Annotated in this window: 15 protein-coding genes; 9 read left to right on the forward strand and 6 right to left on the reverse strand. The window is 42.9% G+C overall.

Translation table 11 applies throughout. The features are described 5' to 3' along the window. Positions 1-43: 43 nt before the first annotated feature. A complete protein-coding gene (locus ACE5CV_RS20070; RefSeq protein WP_374951990.1) occupies positions 44-1,252 on the reverse strand; it encodes an aminotransferase class I/II-fold pyridoxal phosphate-dependent enzyme in 1,209 nt (402 codons plus the stop codon). A 343-nt stretch (positions 1,253-1,595) separates the two neighbouring features. Here ACE5CV_RS20070 and ACE5CV_RS20075 point away from each other — a divergent pair, with 343 nt between their 5' ends. The 4 genes from ACE5CV_RS20075 (at position 1,596) to ACE5CV_RS20090 (ending at position 8,472) form a co-directional block, all read left to right on the forward strand. Continuing rightward, positions 1,596-3,101, forward strand: coding sequence for a TolC family protein (locus ACE5CV_RS20075; protein WP_374951991.1), 1,506 nt, complete (start codon positions 1,596-1,598; stop codon positions 3,099-3,101). Positions 3,102-3,122: 21 nt separating this feature from the next. Further along, complete coding sequence (locus ACE5CV_RS20080; protein ID WP_374951992.1) at positions 3,123-4,259, forward strand: efflux RND transporter periplasmic adaptor subunit; 1,137 nt, start codon at positions 3,123-3,125, stop codon at positions 4,257-4,259. Positions 4,260-4,328: 69 nt separating this feature from the next. Further along, a complete protein-coding gene (locus ACE5CV_RS20085; RefSeq protein ID WP_374951993.1) occupies positions 4,329-7,517 on the forward strand; it encodes an efflux RND transporter permease subunit in 3,189 nt (1,062 codons plus the stop codon). A gap of 385 nt (positions 7,518-7,902) precedes the next feature. After that, positions 7,903-8,472, forward strand: coding sequence for a hypothetical protein (locus ACE5CV_RS20090; RefSeq protein ID WP_374951994.1), 570 nt, complete (start codon positions 7,903-7,905; stop codon positions 8,470-8,472). A 78-nt stretch (positions 8,473-8,550) separates the two neighbouring features. On the opposite strand, the gene ACE5CV_RS20095 is transcribed toward ACE5CV_RS20090, so the two are convergent. Further along, entirely contained in the window at positions 8,551-9,744 is a 1,194-nt protein-coding gene (locus ACE5CV_RS20095) for a pyridoxal phosphate-dependent aminotransferase (protein ID WP_374952004.1), read from the reverse strand. Positions 9,745-10,095: 351 nt separating this feature from the next. On the opposite strand from ACE5CV_RS20095, the gene ACE5CV_RS20100 reads away from it, so the two are divergent. Genes ACE5CV_RS20100 through ACE5CV_RS20115 form a run of 4 tightly spaced genes read left to right on the forward strand, consistent with a single transcriptional unit; the run spans position 10,096 to position 13,388 of the window. Next, positions 10,096-11,070 (forward strand): cation diffusion facilitator family transporter, encoded by a 975-nt coding sequence (locus ACE5CV_RS20100; RefSeq protein WP_374951995.1) that lies wholly within the window; start codon positions 10,096-10,098, stop codon positions 11,068-11,070. Next, positions 11,063-11,515, forward strand: a complete 453-nt coding sequence (locus ACE5CV_RS20105; protein WP_374951996.1) for an NUDIX domain-containing protein — start codon at positions 11,063-11,065, stop codon at positions 11,513-11,515. Before ACE5CV_RS20100 ends, ACE5CV_RS20105 begins: the two co-directional genes overlap by 8 nt. Beyond that, complete coding sequence (bioA, locus tag ACE5CV_RS20110) at positions 11,512-12,777, forward strand: adenosylmethionine--8-amino-7-oxononanoate transaminase (RefSeq protein ID WP_374951997.1); 1,266 nt, start codon at positions 11,512-11,514, stop codon at positions 12,775-12,777. Before ACE5CV_RS20105 ends, bioA begins: the two co-directional genes overlap by 4 nt. Before the next feature lie 2 nt (positions 12,778-12,779). Continuing rightward, on the forward strand, positions 12,780-13,388 hold the full coding sequence (locus ACE5CV_RS20115) for a hypothetical protein (protein ID WP_374951998.1): 609 nt from the start codon (positions 12,780-12,782) through the stop codon (positions 13,386-13,388). A gap of 59 nt (positions 13,389-13,447) precedes the next feature. Here the strand turns inward: ACE5CV_RS20115 and ACE5CV_RS20120 are convergent, their stop codons facing one another. The 4 genes from ACE5CV_RS20120 to ACE5CV_RS20135 form a co-directional block, all read right to left on the reverse strand. Beyond that, positions 13,448-14,095, reverse strand: a complete 648-nt coding sequence (locus tag ACE5CV_RS20120) for a hypothetical protein (protein ID WP_374951999.1) — start codon at positions 14,093-14,095, stop codon at positions 13,448-13,450. Positions 14,096-14,174: 79 nt separating this feature from the next. Beyond that, entirely contained in the window at positions 14,175-16,265 is a 2,091-nt protein-coding gene (locus ACE5CV_RS20125; RefSeq protein ID WP_374952000.1) for a ComEC/Rec2 family competence protein, read from the reverse strand. Between the two features lie 59 nt (positions 16,266-16,324). After that, positions 16,325-16,660 carry a MerR family transcriptional regulator gene (locus tag ACE5CV_RS20130; RefSeq protein ID WP_374952001.1) on the reverse strand — a complete coding sequence of 112 codons (336 nt, stop codon included), beginning with the start codon at positions 16,658-16,660 and terminating at the stop codon, positions 16,325-16,327. Positions 16,661-16,721: 61 nt separating this feature from the next. Beyond that, complete coding sequence (locus ACE5CV_RS20135; RefSeq protein ID WP_374952002.1) at positions 16,722-17,264, reverse strand: shikimate kinase; 543 nt, start codon at positions 17,262-17,264, stop codon at positions 16,722-16,724. Positions 17,265-17,348: 84 nt separating this feature from the next. On the opposite strand from ACE5CV_RS20135, the gene alaS reads away from it, so the two are divergent. Beyond that, on the forward strand, positions 17,349-18,951 hold a 1,603-nt coding region (gene alaS, locus ACE5CV_RS20140), incomplete at its 3' end, for an alanine--tRNA ligase (RefSeq protein WP_374952003.1).

The raw sequence follows: 18,951 nt of genomic DNA on the forward strand, positions 1-18,951 counted from the left end.
TGCCACTTTCGTGGCATCAATAAGGTTAAAATATTCGAAAACTTTATATTTTTTCTTTAACAGTGTTCTCGACACCAACGGTTTTAAACGCTGCTATCAGCTTTTCAACAGCTTCATCAATTTGTTCAAAAGTGTGAGTGGCCATTAATGAGAACCGTAATAAAGATGAATCTGAAGGAACGGCAGGTGATACGACAGGGTTAACAAACACACCGGCAGACTGCAGGTGCTTGGTAACCGCGAAAGTTTTTTCGTTATCACGCACGTAGATCGGAAGGATCGGGCTTTCAGTAGGGCCAAGGTCAAAACCTTCGTCCAGTAGAAGCTTCATGGCATAATTGGTGTTATCCCAAAGCTTTTCTATGCGCTCCGGTTCTGATTCGATGATATCCAAAGCAGCTATTACACTGGCAACGGAGCCCGGCGGCATGCTTGCGCTAAACATCAACGAACGTGCGCGGTGTTTAATATAGTCTATTGTATCGGCATCAGCAGCAATAAAGCCTCCTAAAGATGCAAGTGATTTACTGAATGTACCCATGATAAGGTCTACATCATCAGTAAGGTTAAAGTGCGATGCGGTACCGGCGCCTTTATGGCCTATTACACCAAGGCTGTGCGCATCATCAACCATGATATTCGCGCCATATTGTTCGGCAAGTTTTACAATTTCGGGTAATTTAACGATATCGCCTTCCATACTGAAGATACCATCAACAGCGATGATCTTAACAGCTTCTTCGGGCAGGATACTTAGCTTGCGGGCCAGATCTTCCATATCGTTGTGCGCGTATTTAATAACTTTAGAGAATGATAACCGGCTGCCGTCAATTATGCAGGCATGGTCATACTCATCTAATATCAGGTAATCATTACGGCCGGTAATGCAAGATAAAACGCCCAGGTTAACCTGGTATCCGGTACTGAATAATACGGTAGCTTCTTTGCCTACATAAGATGCAAGCCTGTTCTCTAACTCGATATGGATGTCAAGCGTACCATTCAAAAAACGTGAACCGGCACAACCGGTACCATATTTATCGATGGCCATTTTTGAGGCTTCTTTTATAAGGGGATGGTTAGTAAGGCCCAGGTAAGAATTGGAACCAAACATTAACACTCTTTTATTATCGATTATTACTTCAGTATCCTGCGCAGACTCAATCGGCCTGAAATAAGGATATAATCCCGCCTCCCGAAGCACGTTTGCTACCTGGAACTGAGCAATTTTATCGTGTAACTTTTTAATCATTTATTAACACTGCTTAAATTTTTTGTAAAAATACCATGAATAGGGTAATCTCTTGCATTTGAAATGTAAATTTTTTCACACTAACTTAATAGTGTACACTTTACTCTCATAAGGCAAATTAATCAAATTTTTATTAAAATGCCGTCACTAATTTGCAAAATCATAAAAAAAAGTTGAACATAAAGCTGTTTATCATTTTATTCTCCTAATTAAGTAATATTTCTGTTGTCAATTTTTAATTTATTTGTAATAGTTACATCTTCGTGCTGCCCTACTAATTATGTGAAATTAATAAGAACCATTCGTTATTAATTTCGTTTTCACAATGCATCCATCTGTTCTTATGAAAAAACTGCAATACCTTCTGGCAATCACCAATTTTCTTTTTTTGCCGATAAGCATATTTGCCCAAAGTCCTGCCGATACAACTGCAGCTGTAGTAACCCTTCAGCAAAGCATCAACTTTGCATTAAAAAATCAGCCATTACTAAAACAAGCCTACATCGACGAACAAATTAATGAGCGCGATATCCGTATAGGGCTTTCGGCATGGTTGCCGCAAATCGGGACAACAGGCCAGTATCAGCACTATTTCCAACGCCCGGCAATAATTGCAGGCGGTAGCGCTACTGGTGGTACAACTGGCGCCGGGGGTACTGGCACCGGAACGGGCACAGGAGGAACAGGAACAGGCGGTACAGGAACAGGTACCGGCGGAACAGGAACAGGTACCGGCGGAACAGGGACAGGCACCGGCGGAACAGGGACAGGCACCGGTTCGGGAACAACCACCGGCACCTCTCAGCAAAATTTAGCCATTGCACATAACGTATCTACATTAGGCCTTCAAGCCAGCCAGGTTATATTTAATAACGATGTGTTGCTCGCTTCCCGATCTGCTAAGTACTCACGGAGGTATTATAAAGAGAACACCGAAAGCAGTAAGATTGATCTTGCATCTGATGTTAGTAAGGCTTTTTATGATGTACTTTTGTCGCAACGCCAGCTAGATATCATTAAGGAAGATATTGTAAGACTACGCCGCAGCTTAAAGGATGCTTACGCACGTTATCAAGCCGGTGTGGTTGACAAAACCGACTACAAGCAGGCAACAATTGCCCTCAATAACTCTTTGGCCAGCCGCAAATCAATAGAAGAAGCTATAAAAAGTAAAACTGCTTACCTTAAACAGGTTATGGGTTTTAATCCTGATAAAGGGCTGGTACTGGCATACGACTCCGCCAAGCTACAGTACGATGCGTTAATAGATACCAATCAGGCTATTAATTACAATAACCGGATAGAATATCGCCAGCTGCAAACCCAAAAGAATTTGCTTAACCTTAATGTATCCTATTACAGGTGGAGCTTTTTGCCGTCGTTATCTGCTATTGGTGGATATAGCCTGGCTTATTTTAATGATAATTTCTCCAAACTATATAATGATTCTTACCCAACGTCATTTGCAGGGTTATCGTTGTCTATTCCTATTTTTCAGGGAGGCAGGCGACTTCAAAACCTGAGTAAGGCCCGTTTGCAGGTGGAGCGTAACGACCTTGATCAGATCAACAGCCGCAACGCTATTAATGCTGAGTATGCTGCCGCTTTAGGGAATTATAAAAGCAATTATAACAACTGGCTGATACTTAAAGAGAATGTTGGCCTGGCTACCGACGTTTACAAGGTAGTAGAGCTGCAGTATCGTGAAGGTATTAAAACTTATCTGGACGTTATTGTATCGCAGGCCGACCTGCGCACCGCTCAGTTAAATTATTACAACGCTTTATATCAACTATTATCAAGCAAAATAGATCTGCAACGCTCACTGGGCATTTTACGCGCCGAATAATTAACGAACAACACATTGACAATGAAAAATAAATATACATACTGCATAGCCGCATTAACCCTTTTGTTGTGGACAGCATGCAAAAGCAAATCTGACCAGAAACAAAATGCAGCGCCGCCACCAACGCCCGTAAGTGTTGCCGAAGTAAAAACCGCCGATGCCCTTTACTATGACAAATACCAGGGACAGGTCATTGCGCTTAATTCTGTTGAGCTGCGCAGCCAGGTTGCCGGTTTTATTACCGGGATCTTTTTTAAAGAAGGTGAGGTGGTAACAAAAGGTACGCCGCTGTATGAGATAGATCGCCGCAAGTACGTGGCAGCTTATGAGCAGGCCCGCGCTAACGTTGCAAGTGCCAATGCAAATTTAACAAAAGCGCAGAAGGACGTAGACCGCTATAATATGTTGTTAAAGAGCGATGCTGTTGCACGCCAAACGGTTGACCAGGCTACAGCTGCCTATGAAACCAGCAAATCACAGGTACAGGTTGCTAAGGCAGGCCTGGCATCGGCAGCTACAGATTTGTCATATGCTACAATCAAAGCCCCGTTTACAGGCCGCATCGGTATTTCTCAGGTTAAACTGGGCGCGCAGGTTACACCGGGTACTACATTATTGAACACTATCTCGACCGGTAACCCTATCGGTGTGGATGTGGTAATTAATGAGCAGGACATCAACCGTTTTTATAAGCTGCAAAACCGCAGTACTGATACCACTTTTAGATTGCAGATGGCCGATGGAACGATCTACAACAAAACCGGAAAAGTATTTGCAATTGATCGAGGTATAAATAATCAAACAGGAAGTATTAAAGTAAGGATTCAGTTCAGTAATGAAAAGGACGTACTTAAAGATGGTATGAGCTGTGTGCTGCAAGTATTGAATGATGATTCGGGCAATCGCATCCAGATCCCTTATAAAGCTGTTACTGAGCAAATGGGAGAGTTCTTTGTATTTGTATCTAAAGACACTATTGCCGAGCAGCGTAAAGTGAAATTAGGTCCCCGTATTCAGGGCAATATCGTTGTTATGGATGGCTTAAAAGCGGGTGATAAGATCATTACCGAAGGTTTCCAGCGGTTGCGTGATGGAGGTAAGATAACTCTTGGTGCGCCACCCGCAGCAGCTGATTCAAAAAAAGGCGCAGCAAAATAATCGGATAGCTGTTTTTGGAGAAGATTGAAGGAATATCCTTCAGAAAAATTTAAGATAAAGGACAAAATAATGATCGCAGATACTTTCATAAAACGCCCGGTAACCGCCATAGTAATATCACTTGTTATTGTGATTGTAGGTGTCCTGGCCATAATGAACTTGCCAATTGGGCAATACCCGGAAATTACCCCCCCAACCGTACAGGTTACGGGTAACTATACCGGTGCCGACGCATTAACCGTTGAGCAAACTGTTGCAACACCGGTAGAGGTACAGGTTAATGGTACCCCAGGTATGACATACCTGCAAAGTAACAGTACCGGTAACGGCCAGATGAGCATGACGGTGAACTTTGAAGTAGGTACAGATATCAATATCGCCGCACTGGATGTGCAAAATCGTGTAGGCATTGCGCAGCCAACGCTGCCGCAAGAGGTCCAACGATTAGGATTGGTAGTACGTAAACGTAACCCGAGCATACTAATGCTTGTTGCGCTGTTTGCTCCAAAAGGCACGCACGATGTTACCTTCACTGATAACTATGCCAACGTATTTGTTAAAGATGCGCTATTGCGTACAAAGGGTGTTGGTGACGTGTTTACACGTGCCGATGATTTTAGTATGCGTATCTGGTTAAAGCCGGATAAACTCGCCGCATTAAATATGACTGCTGCCGAAGTTACCGCCGCCTTACAGGAACAAAACGCGCAGGTAGCAGCTGGTACCGTAGGTGCCACCCCGCAAATGAAGGGTCAAACATTTGAATACACCGTTTTGGTAAAGGGCCGTTTAGTTAAGCCGGAAGAATTTGAGAACATCGTTGTAAAAACGATACCATCAACTGGTGCAATTGTGCATTTAAGGGACGTGGCGCGTGTACAATTGGGTAAATTTAATTACGCAGGTAATTCATTTATCGACGGTAAACGGGCATCTTACTTACTTATTTACCAGGCACCAGGTAGCAACGCCATAGAAACTGCTGACAATGTTACCGCTACCATGAACGAGCTTAAAAAATCGTTCCCGGCGGATATTGATTATGTAGTGCCCTTTGAATCGGTAACGGTGGTAAGGGTATCGCTACATGAGGTGATTGAAACGCTGATTATTGCCTTGGCACTGGTTATCATTGTAGTTTTTCTATTCCTGCAAAACTGGCGTACAACCCTCATTCCTGTATTGGCTATTCCGGTATCAATTATTGGTACCTTCATCTTTTTCATCCCGTTAGGGTTCACCATTAACACGCTAACGTTATTCGGTTTCGTACTCGCCATCGGTATTGTGGTAGATGATGCCATTGTGGTGGTTGAGGCCGTGCAGCACAATATGGACGAAAAGGGTATGAGCCCCGTCGATGCTACACATCAGGCAATGAAAGAGATTTCGGCACCGGTAATAGCTATCGCGTTAATATTGGGTGCTGTGTTTGTGCCTGTAGGCTTTGTGCCAGGTATCGTAGGCAGGTTATATCAACAATTTGCCATTACTATTGCTATCTCGGTTTTAATATCGGCATTTGTGGCTTTGTCGTTAACACCGGCACTTTGTATCCTGTTACTGCGTCCGCATAAGATTGACGAAAACTCGACCGGATTAAACAAATGGTTTTTTAAATTCAACCAATGGTTTGAACGGTTAACCGGACGTTATCGCAACGCAGTTGATAAAAGTATTAAAGGTTCAAAATACATTATCATCCTGCTGGTATGTATTGTGGTGGGTACTGTGTTACTCTTTAGAGGCAAGTCTTCCGGATTTATACCGCTGGAGGACGAGGGACGTATCATTATTACTTTTGATTTACCGGAAGGCTCGGCTACGGAGCGTACAGTTGCTACGTTAAATACCATGATGAAGCAGTTAGACAGCATTCCCGGAATTAACCACTACGCAGCATTGGGTGGCTTGAATGCCGTTAACTTTGCAACTAAGTCTAACAGTGCAACCATGTTTGTACAGTTAAAGCCATGGGATGAACGTAAGACACCGGAAACACAAAAAGATTCATTAATAACACTGCTGCAAAAGAAGTTGTCGAAAACTAAAGAAGCCAACGTTGTAGTTATATCACCGCCGGCTATACCTGGCTTGGGTAATACAGGTGGTTTCTCATTCATTTTGCAGGAAAAAGAAGCAGGTGGCGAGATAACTAATTTTGAAAAAGTATTACAGAATTTCACCGCGGCTATTAATAAACGCCCGGAAATCTCCAAAGCGTTCTCGTTTTTTACAGCTCATACACCGGCTTACCAACTCACTATCGACAGGGAAAAGGCTAAGAAATTAGGCGTACAGATCTCTGATGTGAACAACGCACTGCAAACTTACATGGGTAGCGCCTACATTAACGATTTTACTATCTACGGTCGTAACTTTAGGGTAGTTGCCCAGGCCGATACTAACTATCGTACAAGTATGGACAACATCGGCCAATACTTTGTGCGCAACTCTGCCGGAGCAATGGTTCCGCTAAGTACGCTTACAAGCTATAAGGTAATTGAAAACGCGCCATTGATATCGCACTACAACCTGTTCCGTTCTGCGGAGATAAATGGTAACGCCGCGCCAGGTTACAGTAGCGGTGATGCTATCAATGCTTTGAAGGAAGTAGCTGCGCAAACCTTGCCACAAGGTTATGGATATGAATTTTCGGGCTTAAGCCGCGAGGAGTTGTTATCCGGATCTAAAACCGTTTACATATTTGCCTTGTCCATAGGCTTTGTGTTTCTTTTCCTGGCTGCTTTGTATGAAAGCTGGTCGGTGCCATTCTCGGTTTTGCTTGCCGTACCTTTAGGAGCTTTTGGAGCTATATTCTTTTTATGGCTGCAACCGAGCCTTACCAACAACGTGTATGCGCAAATAGGTTTGATAACGCTCATAGGTTTGGCAGCCAAGAATGCGATTTTGATTGTGGAGTTTGCCAAGGAGCGTGTTGACAGGGGTATGGAACTTGAAAAAGCGACATTAGAGGCGGTAAGGCTGCGTCTTCGCCCTATCATCATGACCTCGCTGGCGTTTATCTTGGGTGTAGTGCCGTTGCTTTTTGCGTCAGGCGCAGGTGCCCAGTCACGAAAAACTATCGGATGGACAGTTTTTGGCGGTATGCTTACTGCAACGTCACTGGCTATATTCATTGTGCCGGTGCTTTATTATCTTATCACCAAATTTGCTTACGGCAAGGAAAAACTGGCTGAACTGGAGAAAAACTATAAGCCTGATCCGAATGAAGATGCGGTAGAAGGCTCACATTAATTTAAAGCCCCTTTAACAAAGGGGCTTTTTTATAGTCAAAATTTGAGTTTTGGCATGAAAAGCAGATGAAATTTAGCATTAATTTAACCCTTTGCTAACTTAGTGTATCCATAACACTATACAGTTTTGTACCCAATATAGCACTATGCTATAAAACCAAATCTGACAAAGTATTATTGACTACTTTACTGACTTTTCCCTCTTAAAAGTTAAAAAGTTAGTTGATTATCAGTTTATAAGGTGTTGACTTTATTTAACTGAGGTATTTTATATCCTTCATCTTTCTGTCATGAACTATCGCCCGTGCATTACTTTTGGCACGGTGGCAAAATATTTGTTGTTAGCGGTGTATCACAATTACTAATGTTTATTAAATAACACAACAATGAAAACAACAAAACAATTATTAGCAACAGCGCTTACCGCAGCAGCTATATTTATCGGAACCAATGTTAAGGCACAATCAGTACCTAAAAGTGCATTACGTTTTGGAGTAGGTGTTGAAGGTTTATTGCCAACTGGCGGCTTGTTGAAAGACGTATCAAATGTTGGTTTAGGTGGTACAGCTCGCTTACAGTACGGAGTAGCCGATAACCTGGCATTAACACTTACATCTGGTTATTATAACTTTTTTGGTAAAAAGATCAATGATAACTTTGATGCGAAGTATCCGTCATTCGGTCTAGTTCCTGTGAAAGCTGGTATTAAAGCGTTCGTTGCGCAAAACTTTTACCTAAGTGGTGAAGTTGGTGCGGCATTTGAAACTCGTGACGTTTATGCAGGCGTTACCGGTAAACCACAAGGTAATGGCAAAGCAACTAAACTAATTGCTTCTCCGGGTATTGGATGGGCTAACCAGAAATGGGATGTTGGTGCACGTTACGAAAACTTCTCTGGCCAGGATAATAACTATGGTACAGTAGGTTTACGTATTGCTTACGGCTTCGGCTTGTAATTTTACCAATTACTATAACAAAAACGCCCCTCGTTAAATACGAGGGGCATTTTTATTAAATACGATTTGCAAAGTGCATTATTGAAGTTTCCCTAATGCTTCTTTTATGCGGCGTACGGCTTCAATCAATTTATCCTCAGCTGCGGCATAAGATATCCGGATAGATTTTTTATCGCCGAATGAATCACCGCCTACTGTTGCCACATGGGCTTCTTCCAGTAAGAAGATGCTTAGTTCGTCAGAATCGTTGATTACTTTCCCGTTGTAGCTTTTGCCGAAGAACGATGTAACATTTGGGAAAAAGTAAAAGGCGCCATCCGGAAGATTTACCTCCAATCCGTCAATCTCCTTTAACAAGTTATAAACAATGTCACGGCGTTTTTGGAATTGCTCGCGCATTTGATGCACGCTTTCTAAACCACCTGTATAAGCTGCCACACCCGCCTTTTGAGTGATAGAGCATGTTCCTGAAGTGATCTGGCCCTGCATTTTATCGCAGGCAGCTGCAATTTCGCTGTTAGATGCGGTGTAACCAATTCTCCAACCGGTCATGGCAAAAGCCTTCGACCAGCCGTTGATGATTACTACACGGTCCTTAATATAATCGAACTGGGCAATTGATTCGTGCCCGCCTATAAAGTTGATGTGCTCATAAATTTCATCGCTTAATATATAAACGTGCGGGTTTTTCTCAAACACTTGTGCTAAGCCTTCCAGTTCATCTTTGCTGTAAACGCTGCCAGTAGGGTTACATGGCGAAGAAAACATGAATAGCTTGGTATTAGGCGTAATAGCGGCTTCCAGTTGCTGTGGCGTTATTTTAAATTCCTGCTCAACAGTGGTATCAATAAAAACGCTTTTTCCTTCAGCCAGTTTAACCACTTCCGAATAAGATACCCAGTAAGGTGTAGGGATAATTACCTCATCGCCGGGGTTTACCAAACATAGCACAGCGTTGGCTATAGCCTGCTTAGCGCCGGTTGATACGACAATCTGCGTATCGGTATAATCTAACTTATTTTCTGTCTTTAATTTTGCAACAACGGCTTTTCTCAAATCAGGATAACCGGCAACAGGGGTATAATAAGTGAAATTTTTATCCATAGCTGTTTTTGCAGCTTCCTTAATATGCTCTGGTGTATGAAAATCAGGCTCGCCGAAGCTAAGGCTGATCACATCCACACCTTTAGCCGCCAGTTCGCGACCCATTTTGGCCATTTTAATGGTTTGGGATTCCGACAAGTTATTTATCCTGTTACTTAATGTGCTCATCATATTTGTGTTAGTGCGGCAAATATAAAAAATTAGTTTACCGATGCTTACCAGGTTTATAATATCACATTTTTTTATGATTACTTCCACTGTTTCGTCGTGGCTTAAATCACCAAAATCTTAAACAGCAAGGTTTCATTAAGCGAATGAGTTATGAGGCGTAACGTTGCAAAGCACAACATCTCAATACGGTCTTTATTGATTTTAAGCGTAACTATATGATGTCGCCGAAATAGCAATTGTGCATATTCAGTAAGCATCAGCAAAACTAAAATATCTTCGATATGTTACCTGGATAACCAAGGCAGGGGAATTTTTTGCTTAAGTTTGCCACCTATAAATTCAATAGGTTTGAAAGAGCATAAAAGGATTATATCTATATCATTGGTCGCCGGCGCCGTGCTGATGGTAATGAAGTTTACAGCGTACTTTCTAACCAATTCAAACTTTGTACTCACGGATGCAGCCGAAAGTATCGTAAACGTGGTAGCCAGTTCTTTCGCTTTTTTCAGCATCTACCTGGCATCACAACCACGTGACGAGAACCACCCTTACGGCCATGGAAAGGTTGAGTACTTTTCTGTTTTTATTGAAGGATCGCTTATCGGAATAGCCGGTATCATCATCATCTTAAAATCAACCTACAGTATCTTCTATCCTGAAGAAATCCACGACCTGTTGTTAGGTGCTATTATTATTGGCTTTACAGGAGCTGTAAACGGCGGACTTGGCTATTACATGATCCGCAAAGGAAAATCGTTGCCATCTATTACTATCGAAGCCGACGGCAGGCACTTACTTACAGACACCGTTACCAGTACAGGCCTGGTTATAGGTTTGTTGCTTATTTACTTTACTAAAATTCTATGGCTGGATAGCGTGCTGTCCATACTGGTTGGCGTTTATATATTGGTAACCGGATATAAGCTTATCCGCAGATCTGTCGCCGGCTTAATGGACGAGACTGATTTTATAATTGTAAGCGACGTTGTTAAAGTTTTAAGTGAACAACGCCGCGACGAGTGGATAGATATTCATAACCTCCGTGCTCAAAAATATGGCAGCGAACTACACATTGATTGCCACCTAACCCTGCCCAATTATTTTGACCTTAACCGCGTGCATGAAGAAGTTAAGCTGGTAGAACAACTTGTAAACGCCCAGGCCGGTATAACCACCGAATTTTTTATACATACCGATCCTTGCCTGCCATATTGCTGCCATTACTGTAGCATGCCCAATTGCCCTATCCGGTCGGAGGCGAAAACAGAAGAAATCCCCTGGACGATGGATAAGGTAATGCGTAACAAAAAACATTATGAGTAAAGAATTTTTTAACGTCAGGGTTTACGGCATATTGATAAACGAAAATAATGAGGTGCTGATAAGCGACGAGCAGGAATACGGTATTCATTTTAGCAAATTCCCCGGCGGCGGCTTAGAGTATGGCGAAGGCCTTACAGACGGCCTAAAGCGAGAGTTTATGGAAGAATGCAATACTGAGGTTGCTATTGTAAAGCATTTTTACACTACCGATTTTTTTGTTAAATCGGCCTTTAATGATTCGCAGATCATCAGCGTTTATTACATCGTCAAAGCCGAAGGCGCTTTAAACTTTACCTGTAAGACAAAGGTGTTCGATTTTGACAGTGATGATAAAACAGCTGTGCTGCAATCTTTCAGATGGGTAAATCTTGATAAGCTTACTCCCGGCGATTTAACCTTCCCGATAGACCAATACGTTGCAGAATTATTAATTGCAAAAACATGAGTTTAGTTGAGCGTGATCTGGCGGTGATATGGCACCCGTATACACAAATGCAAACGGCCCAGCCGCCTATACCTATTGTAAGAGGCGAGGGGGCTTGCCTGTTTGCCGAAGACGGAACGAAATATATTGACGCAATATCGTCCTGGTGGGTGAACATTCATGGGCATGGTAATCCTTACATTGCCCAGAAAGTAGCAGAGCAACTGCTAAAACTAGAGCACGCCATTTTTGCCGGCTTTACGCACCCTGGCGCCGTCGAGCTTGCCGAACGGTTATTGGCTATTTTGCCCGAGAATCAGGCTAAGGCTTTCTATTCGGATAACGGTTCGACAGCTGTAGAGGTTGCAATAAAAATGTGTTTACAATACTGGTTCAACACAGGCCGGCAACGTACCAAAATACTGGCTTTCAAAAACGCATACCATGGCGACACCTTCGGAGCAATGTCGGTTAGCGGCCGCAGCGCATTTACCGCCGCATTCGACAGCTTGTTGTTCGAAGTGGAATTTATTGACCTGCCCAACGCAGATAATCTTCAAGACCTCAAAGCTGCCATAACACATCTTAAATCAGATCTTGCCTGTTTTATTTTCGAGCCGCTGGTACAAGGCTCGGCAGGAATGGTAATGTATGACGCGGCACATTTAGATGAATTGATGGCTCATTGCCGCCAGGAAGGCGTTTTGCTGATAGCTGATGAAGTGTTTACAGGTTTTGGCCGTACAGGTAAGGCCTTTGCCTGCGATCATTTACAAACCCAGCCCGACATCATGTGCTTTTCTAAAGGGCTTACAGGCGGTACGATGGCTTTTGGGCTCACTACATGTACGCAGGTGATCTACGATGCTTTTTTATCCGACGATAAAATGAAGACCCTGTTCCACGGTCATTCTTATACGGCCAACCCGGTAGCATGCGCCGCATCCCTTGCAAGTTTAGATTTGTTTTTAGCACCGGCTACACAACAAAATATCGACAGGATCATAAATTTACACCAGGCATTTGCCCGTAAAATTTCTGGTCACCCAATGCTTAAAAGCACCCGGCAAACCGGTACAATTCTGGCGCTTGAATGGAAGACAGATGACAATACATCTTACTTTAATACCCTCCGCGACCGCCTATACCAGTATTTTTTGAGCAAGGGTATCATCTTAAGACCATTAGGTAACATCATTTATATTTTACCGCCATATTGCATTACCAATGACGAGCTGGACTATATTTACAGCGCTATTGAAAAAGCTTTAGACGAGATTTGAACATGGAACTAAATACCATATTACCTAAAATTATTGCCAATAACCAGCTCCACGCAAGGTGGTTAAACACGCTGTCATTAATGGAGAACACCGGCGCGCGTAAAATATCTGCCAGTGAAGATCCGGCCACGGTAACTTACATTATATTAAAACATGCGGCAGAAGAGCACCGGCATGCCTTTTATCTGAAAAAGCAGATTGAAAAAACAGGCAATAGCTGTTTGCCGACTTATTCGCCCGAGTATTTAATTGCTCCGGCTTACAGCCGTTATTATTTAAACCAGTTGGATATTGATGTTTGCCGTTACCTGAAAAAGAAGTTACAGCTATCAGGAGCCGAGTTAAGGTTTGCAGCTTACCTGCTGGTTACCTACGCAATCGAAGTTAGGGCCGATGAACTTTACCCTATTTACCAGGAGGCTTTGGATAATGCGGCAAGCAAAGTGAACGTTAAATCGATAATTCTGGAAGAGGAGGGTCATCTCGAAGAAATGATCAACCAGTTGCAGCACTTTTCGCCGGATTGGGAGGTGCATGCTAAAAAAGCAGTTGATATGGAAACAAGGTTGTTTAGTAGCTGGGTAGATAACCTTGCTACCGAAGTGAATTAAGATAGGTGTAAAAAAACCCCGGCATATTACCGGGGTTTTTGTTTTATAAGAGTTAGTGATTAGTTACCACCACCGCTTAAAGCTTTTAACTCATCCATAGTGATCTTATCAAAATCTTTAGGGATACCAAATATACCCGCAGGTACTTTTTGCTCGGTAATGCTTTTTAAAGTAATCTCAGACGCCTGGCCATTTTGAAAACCTGTGTACTGTACGGGTGTACCACCTGCGCCGGCATATAATTTAGACAACTGGCCCATCGGCATTGTGAAATCATTGGTAACCCAAATATCATAAGACTTATTTGCCTTAGCATCTTTTGCAGTTACTTTTTTACAATTAAAGCCAGAGATCACTTTGGTTTCGGTAGTAGGAGTAAACGTTAATACCGGTAATTGTGATTGTGCTTCTTCAATTTCTGACGGGTTCATAATTGCAGCCTTTTTCATAGACGCAACAGAAACGTCTACCAAAATGGCTACAAAGCTGCCTTTTGTATCAGACAATACTTTGAGGTTTGCCGGACCTGCAGAAAAAGCAAGTGCGGAAGAATCGGCCCTGAAATAATTTTTAGCTTCAGTTGCCTGGCCCATTGCTGTTGTGCTAAGAACTGCAACACCTTCTTTGTAAGCTTTTTGTGCGCTTGCGGTAATAGCGGTTGCAGTAAGGGATACGCCCAGGGCAACGGTAAATAATTTAATCTTCATAGTTTTAATTTAATTGATACAATTTAGCATGTAATTAACTTCTGTGCAAGTTTTTTGAATATAAATTCTAAAATTGATGTTAGTTAGATGTAGCAGTGAAACATTTGTTACGCCGCAAGCTCCAAAATTTCTTGTGTTCTTTGATGGCCAACCGCTGCAATTCATTTACGCGTTTTTCTGTATTACCTGCACCAATAATCATCAGGCCGGTATTGGTTATCAAGGATCTATTTGGGAAACTATTAGTGTTTACATATAGGTAGTCGTAATCTAATGGCTGCATTATAGACGGTGTTGCGACGTCAGAGTTTAACAGGATAAGCTTTTTATTTAAAAATTGCACAAAGCCTCGTCTTTTCATAACCCATGACTGATCAACGCTGCTATTTAAGTCGTAAATTTTATAGTCAGTGATTCTGGCACTATCCAAGCCGGGTTGTATAGCATATTTAAAATACTTGTCGGTGTCTTGCAGGTCGGTTAGTACAATGCCCCTGCTGCCATTTTTAAACACGATCCCGGTATGCTTGCGTAGATTTAAAAAGGTTACCGAGCGGATGCTATCGGCACTAATGCGCTTTACAGTAATACTGATGCAAAACAGCAGAGAACAAGCAAGCGCAGTTTTGATCAACCAGGCTTTTTTGAAATAGATAAAATAGAAGAACAGAATTGTAGCGGCAACCAGAATAATATACTCCCAGCGTGTAAGCCATATCTTGTTGATACTGGCATACGGTGCGCTCTCGATATAGGTAAGGCCTTTGTTCATCAATAGAATTAAACGCTCTAATGCATAGCCGAGCCATTGTGACATCGGGAATACCTGCGGGAGCAGCAGAAGCAGGATACCGCAATAAAGTATGGCTGCAACAGGAATCGCAATTAGCAAGTTACTCACTAAAAAGTATACCGGGAATTGATGAAAATAGTAAGCGCTCAGCGGAAATGTGATCACCTGAGCTGCAATCGATACCGAGCAAGCCATCCACAGTTTATCGGCAATGCTGTTTTTAAAATGAAGCCGGTTATATATCACAGGCTGAAGTGCGATAAGGCCGGCTACTGCCAGATAAGATAGTTGAAAGCCCACATCTGCTAAGAAAAACGGATCGTACAGTAACAGGGCAAACGCAGATGCTGCAAGGATATTTAAAGAATTAATATAGCGGCTATATGTTTTACCGGTTATGATAAGGCTAATCATGACGGTAGCTCTACATACTGCCGGCGAAAATCCGGAAAGCAGGGAATATGCCCAGATCAAGCTGATGATTACTACCGCTTTTATAACCCGGCCACGGTGATAGGTGTTCAAAAAGCTCAGCATCCAATTCAATAACAAAAAGATGATTGCCACATGCCCGCCGGATACCGATAGGATATGGACAGTGCCGGTTTTGGAGTAAGCCTGCAAAATATCGTTGCTTAAATCAGCCTTGTACCCAAGAATAAGGGTAGAAGCAACCGCAATGGCATTGGTATCACGCATATTGGTTTGCAGCTTTTTAACCATGTTTTGCCGCAGCTGCAATGCGTAGGCAACAACTGGGTTGCCATGTCCTGCTTTTAAAATAACATATTGTTTGGGGAACAAAAATGCCTGGTAATGTATATTGTGATCTGCCAAGTATTGCTTGTAGTTAAATTCGCCGGGATTGAAGGGCGGATCGACCTGGTTAAATTTTGCAGGTATTAGTAGTTGCTCGCCATAAAACAGTTTTTTGGCCAACTCGTCTTTTATAGTAAGCAGGATAGCCCCTGTCGCGTGATCTGCCTTGCCGTTATTGATGGTATATGTAATTAAGGCGTTAAAACGCACCAAATCGCCGTTAACTTTGGGTTCGGTGGTGATGGTAACAGCAATATATTGGGCAGGTTTATTAGCAAAGTGGCCCGGATTCTTTAATTCGTTATGATAAACGGCCAGCAACCATCCAAACGAAAATAGCAGCGGGTAAAGCAACAAACCGCCAAGCCAGCGATGTTTATAAATTTCAAATTTGTTATAGCCAATACCAAGGGTAGTAAATATCGTGAGTAACCCCGCGGCTATCCAAATACTCCAGAGCGGTGTGCTGTTAAAAAAACAAATGCCGCCTGCAATCCCGGCCATAAAAGGCAGCAGCAATATAACAACAGGAATTTCACCCTTATGAGAAGCGATCATAAATTATCCGGCAGCCTTGTGACAGGTTTAGGAAATAAAAATAGGATAAGTATTGGTGATTACAACTCGTCGCGTACCTCTAATAAAAACTTTTTAAGACTTTGGAGGGAATCGATGACACGCTGGTTGTCGCGGGTATCGCCCATGTTGGTTTTTAAATGGTCTTTAGCACCCTGCAGGGTGTAGCCTTTATCGCGGATCAGATGAAAGATGATCTTAAAGTTCTCCAGGTCTTCGGGAGTAAAGTAACGGTTGCCTTTTTTGTTCTTTTTAGGTTGAAGGACGTCAAATTCCTTTTCGTAAAACCGTATCAGCGACTGATTAACATCAAACATTGCCGACACCTCGCCCATGGTGTAATACATTTTGCTGATCTCGCGTTCTTTGTAAGGCATGTACAAATGTAAAGTTTATTTCGTATTTCGAATTTTCAATTTAGAATTTGTTGGACGAATCTTAAGGCAAATTGTTAATTGCAGCTAAAACCAGATCTAATCTCTCGGCCACCGTTTGGTCTCCTCTTATTTGTAAAACGGGACAGGCAACCGCTCCAAACCAATCTTCGTGCACTTGAATGTTTCGCCCGGCAAACGCCCGGTTATCATATTCAGATGCCCAGGCTATAAAATCCTCGTATAGTTTCATTCTTACGGGGTCGGTGTAAATCGCCTCTCCGTAACGTTCCAGCTCCCGGGATTTCAAACGGGCTAGCCGGATGCTTGCAGGCAGATAAAGAAATACCACCAGGTCGAACATTCGCTTCCAGTCATCACCCCAGCTAATTAACGAGCCCCCAACAACGCAATCGGTCTGTTTATGGACGTCATGCTTAAGCGCTGCTGTCCTCTCGGCAGGGTCACGGCGTAGGGTGTAAGGAATGTCGGCCGGCATCCAGAAGTAGTCGTCGGTATCGTAATACGGGCATCTCAGCTTTTCTGCAAGCGCCTTCCCCAAAGTGGTCGACCCGGCGCACGAGGCGCCCATGATGTGAATTTTCATTGCGGCGTTAAAGGTAACCTTGTCGCCAATAATTTCGAAATTGAAAATTCGACATTCGAAATACAACTATTACCTTTGCACCCTATGACAGCTACCCAAATCCGCCAGGCTTTCCTTGATTTTTTTGCTTCAAAAGGACACGTTATTGTGCCCAGTGCCCCTATCGTGGTTAAAAACGACCCAACCCTGATGTTTACCAACGCGGGGATGAACCAGTTTAAAGATGTGTTTTTGGGCGAAGCAGCGGCAAGGGCGCCAAGGGTAGCAGATACCCAGCGTTGCCTGCGGGTAAGCGGTAAACATAACGACCTGGAAGAGGTGGGGATCGATACCTACCATCACACCATGTTCGAGATGCTGGGTAACTGGAGCTTTGGAGATTACTTTAAAAAAGAAGCCATTGCCTGGAGCTGGGAACTGCTTACCGAAGTTTATAAGTTAGATAAAGACCGCTTGTACGTAACCTACTTTGAAGGCGACGAAAAGGAGGGTCTTGAGAAAGATACCGAAACCTACAACTTGTGGAAGCAGTTTGTAGATGAAGACCATATACTGCCCGGAAATAAAAAGGACAACTTTTGGGAAATGGGTGAAACCGGCCCTTGCGGCCCCTGCTCAGAGATCCACTTTGATAGCCGCCCGAATAATGAGCGTGCGGAAGTTAGCGGCGCTACCTTGGTTAACGCTGACCACGACCAGGTGATCGAGATATGGAACAATGTATTCATGCAGTTTAACCGAATTTGGTTTAACCAAGACGAAGGGACTACAGAATTAAAGCCTTTACCAAATAAGCATGTTGATACCGGTATGGGTTTTGAACGGTTAGTACGAATATTGCAAGGTAAAACATCTAACTACGATACCGATATTTTCCAACCGATGATCCAATTCATCGCGGAAAAAAGCGGTAAGATATACAATTCTAAAGCCCTCCCCTCCGGGGAGGGTTTGGGTGGGGCTGATTGGGCCAACGCCGTAGCCATGCGCGTACTGGCAGATCATATCCGCGCCATTAGTTTTGCTATTGCCGATGGGCAGCTTCCAGCAAGTAATAAAGCCGGTTATGTGATCCGCAGGATCCTACGCCGTGCGGTACGTTACAGCTATCAAACGCTTGGTTTTAAACAGCCATTTTTCAATGAATTAGTGCCATTGTTAGCAGAACAATTTAAAGATGTCTTTGACGAGCTGTGGAATCAAAAAGATTTTGTACAGAAGCAAATATTAGAAGAGGAAAAATCATTTTTAAGAACTCTTGAGAATGGAATTAACCGATTTAATAACTACATAAAGGAACAATATGGTTTGCGTGAAACCACATCAGAGGAAGAACTTACTAAATCTTTTGATGACGTCTCTCAATATTTTGAAGATAGACAAAATAAAACCGTTGCTGGAGAATTTGCTTTTGAGCTATCCGACACCTATGGTTTTCCTATTGATTTAACAGAGTTAATGGCACGGGAAAAAGGATGGACTGTGAATACCACTAATTTCAAATTGGCATTACTGGAGCAAAAAATTCGCTCCCGAGCCGCCACCTCTATTAACACCGGCGATTGGATCTTGGTGAAAGATGAAGACGAGGCGGTAGAATTCACCGGCTATGATGAAACAGAAACCATTGCCCATATTATTAAATATCGTAAGGTAACCGCTAAGGGTAAAGAGCAATTTCAGATCG

It is taken from the genome of Mucilaginibacter sp. (genome assembly GCF_964263795.1).
In the GTDB taxonomy this organism is placed as follows: Bacteria; Bacteroidota; Bacteroidia; order Sphingobacteriales; family Sphingobacteriaceae; genus Mucilaginibacter.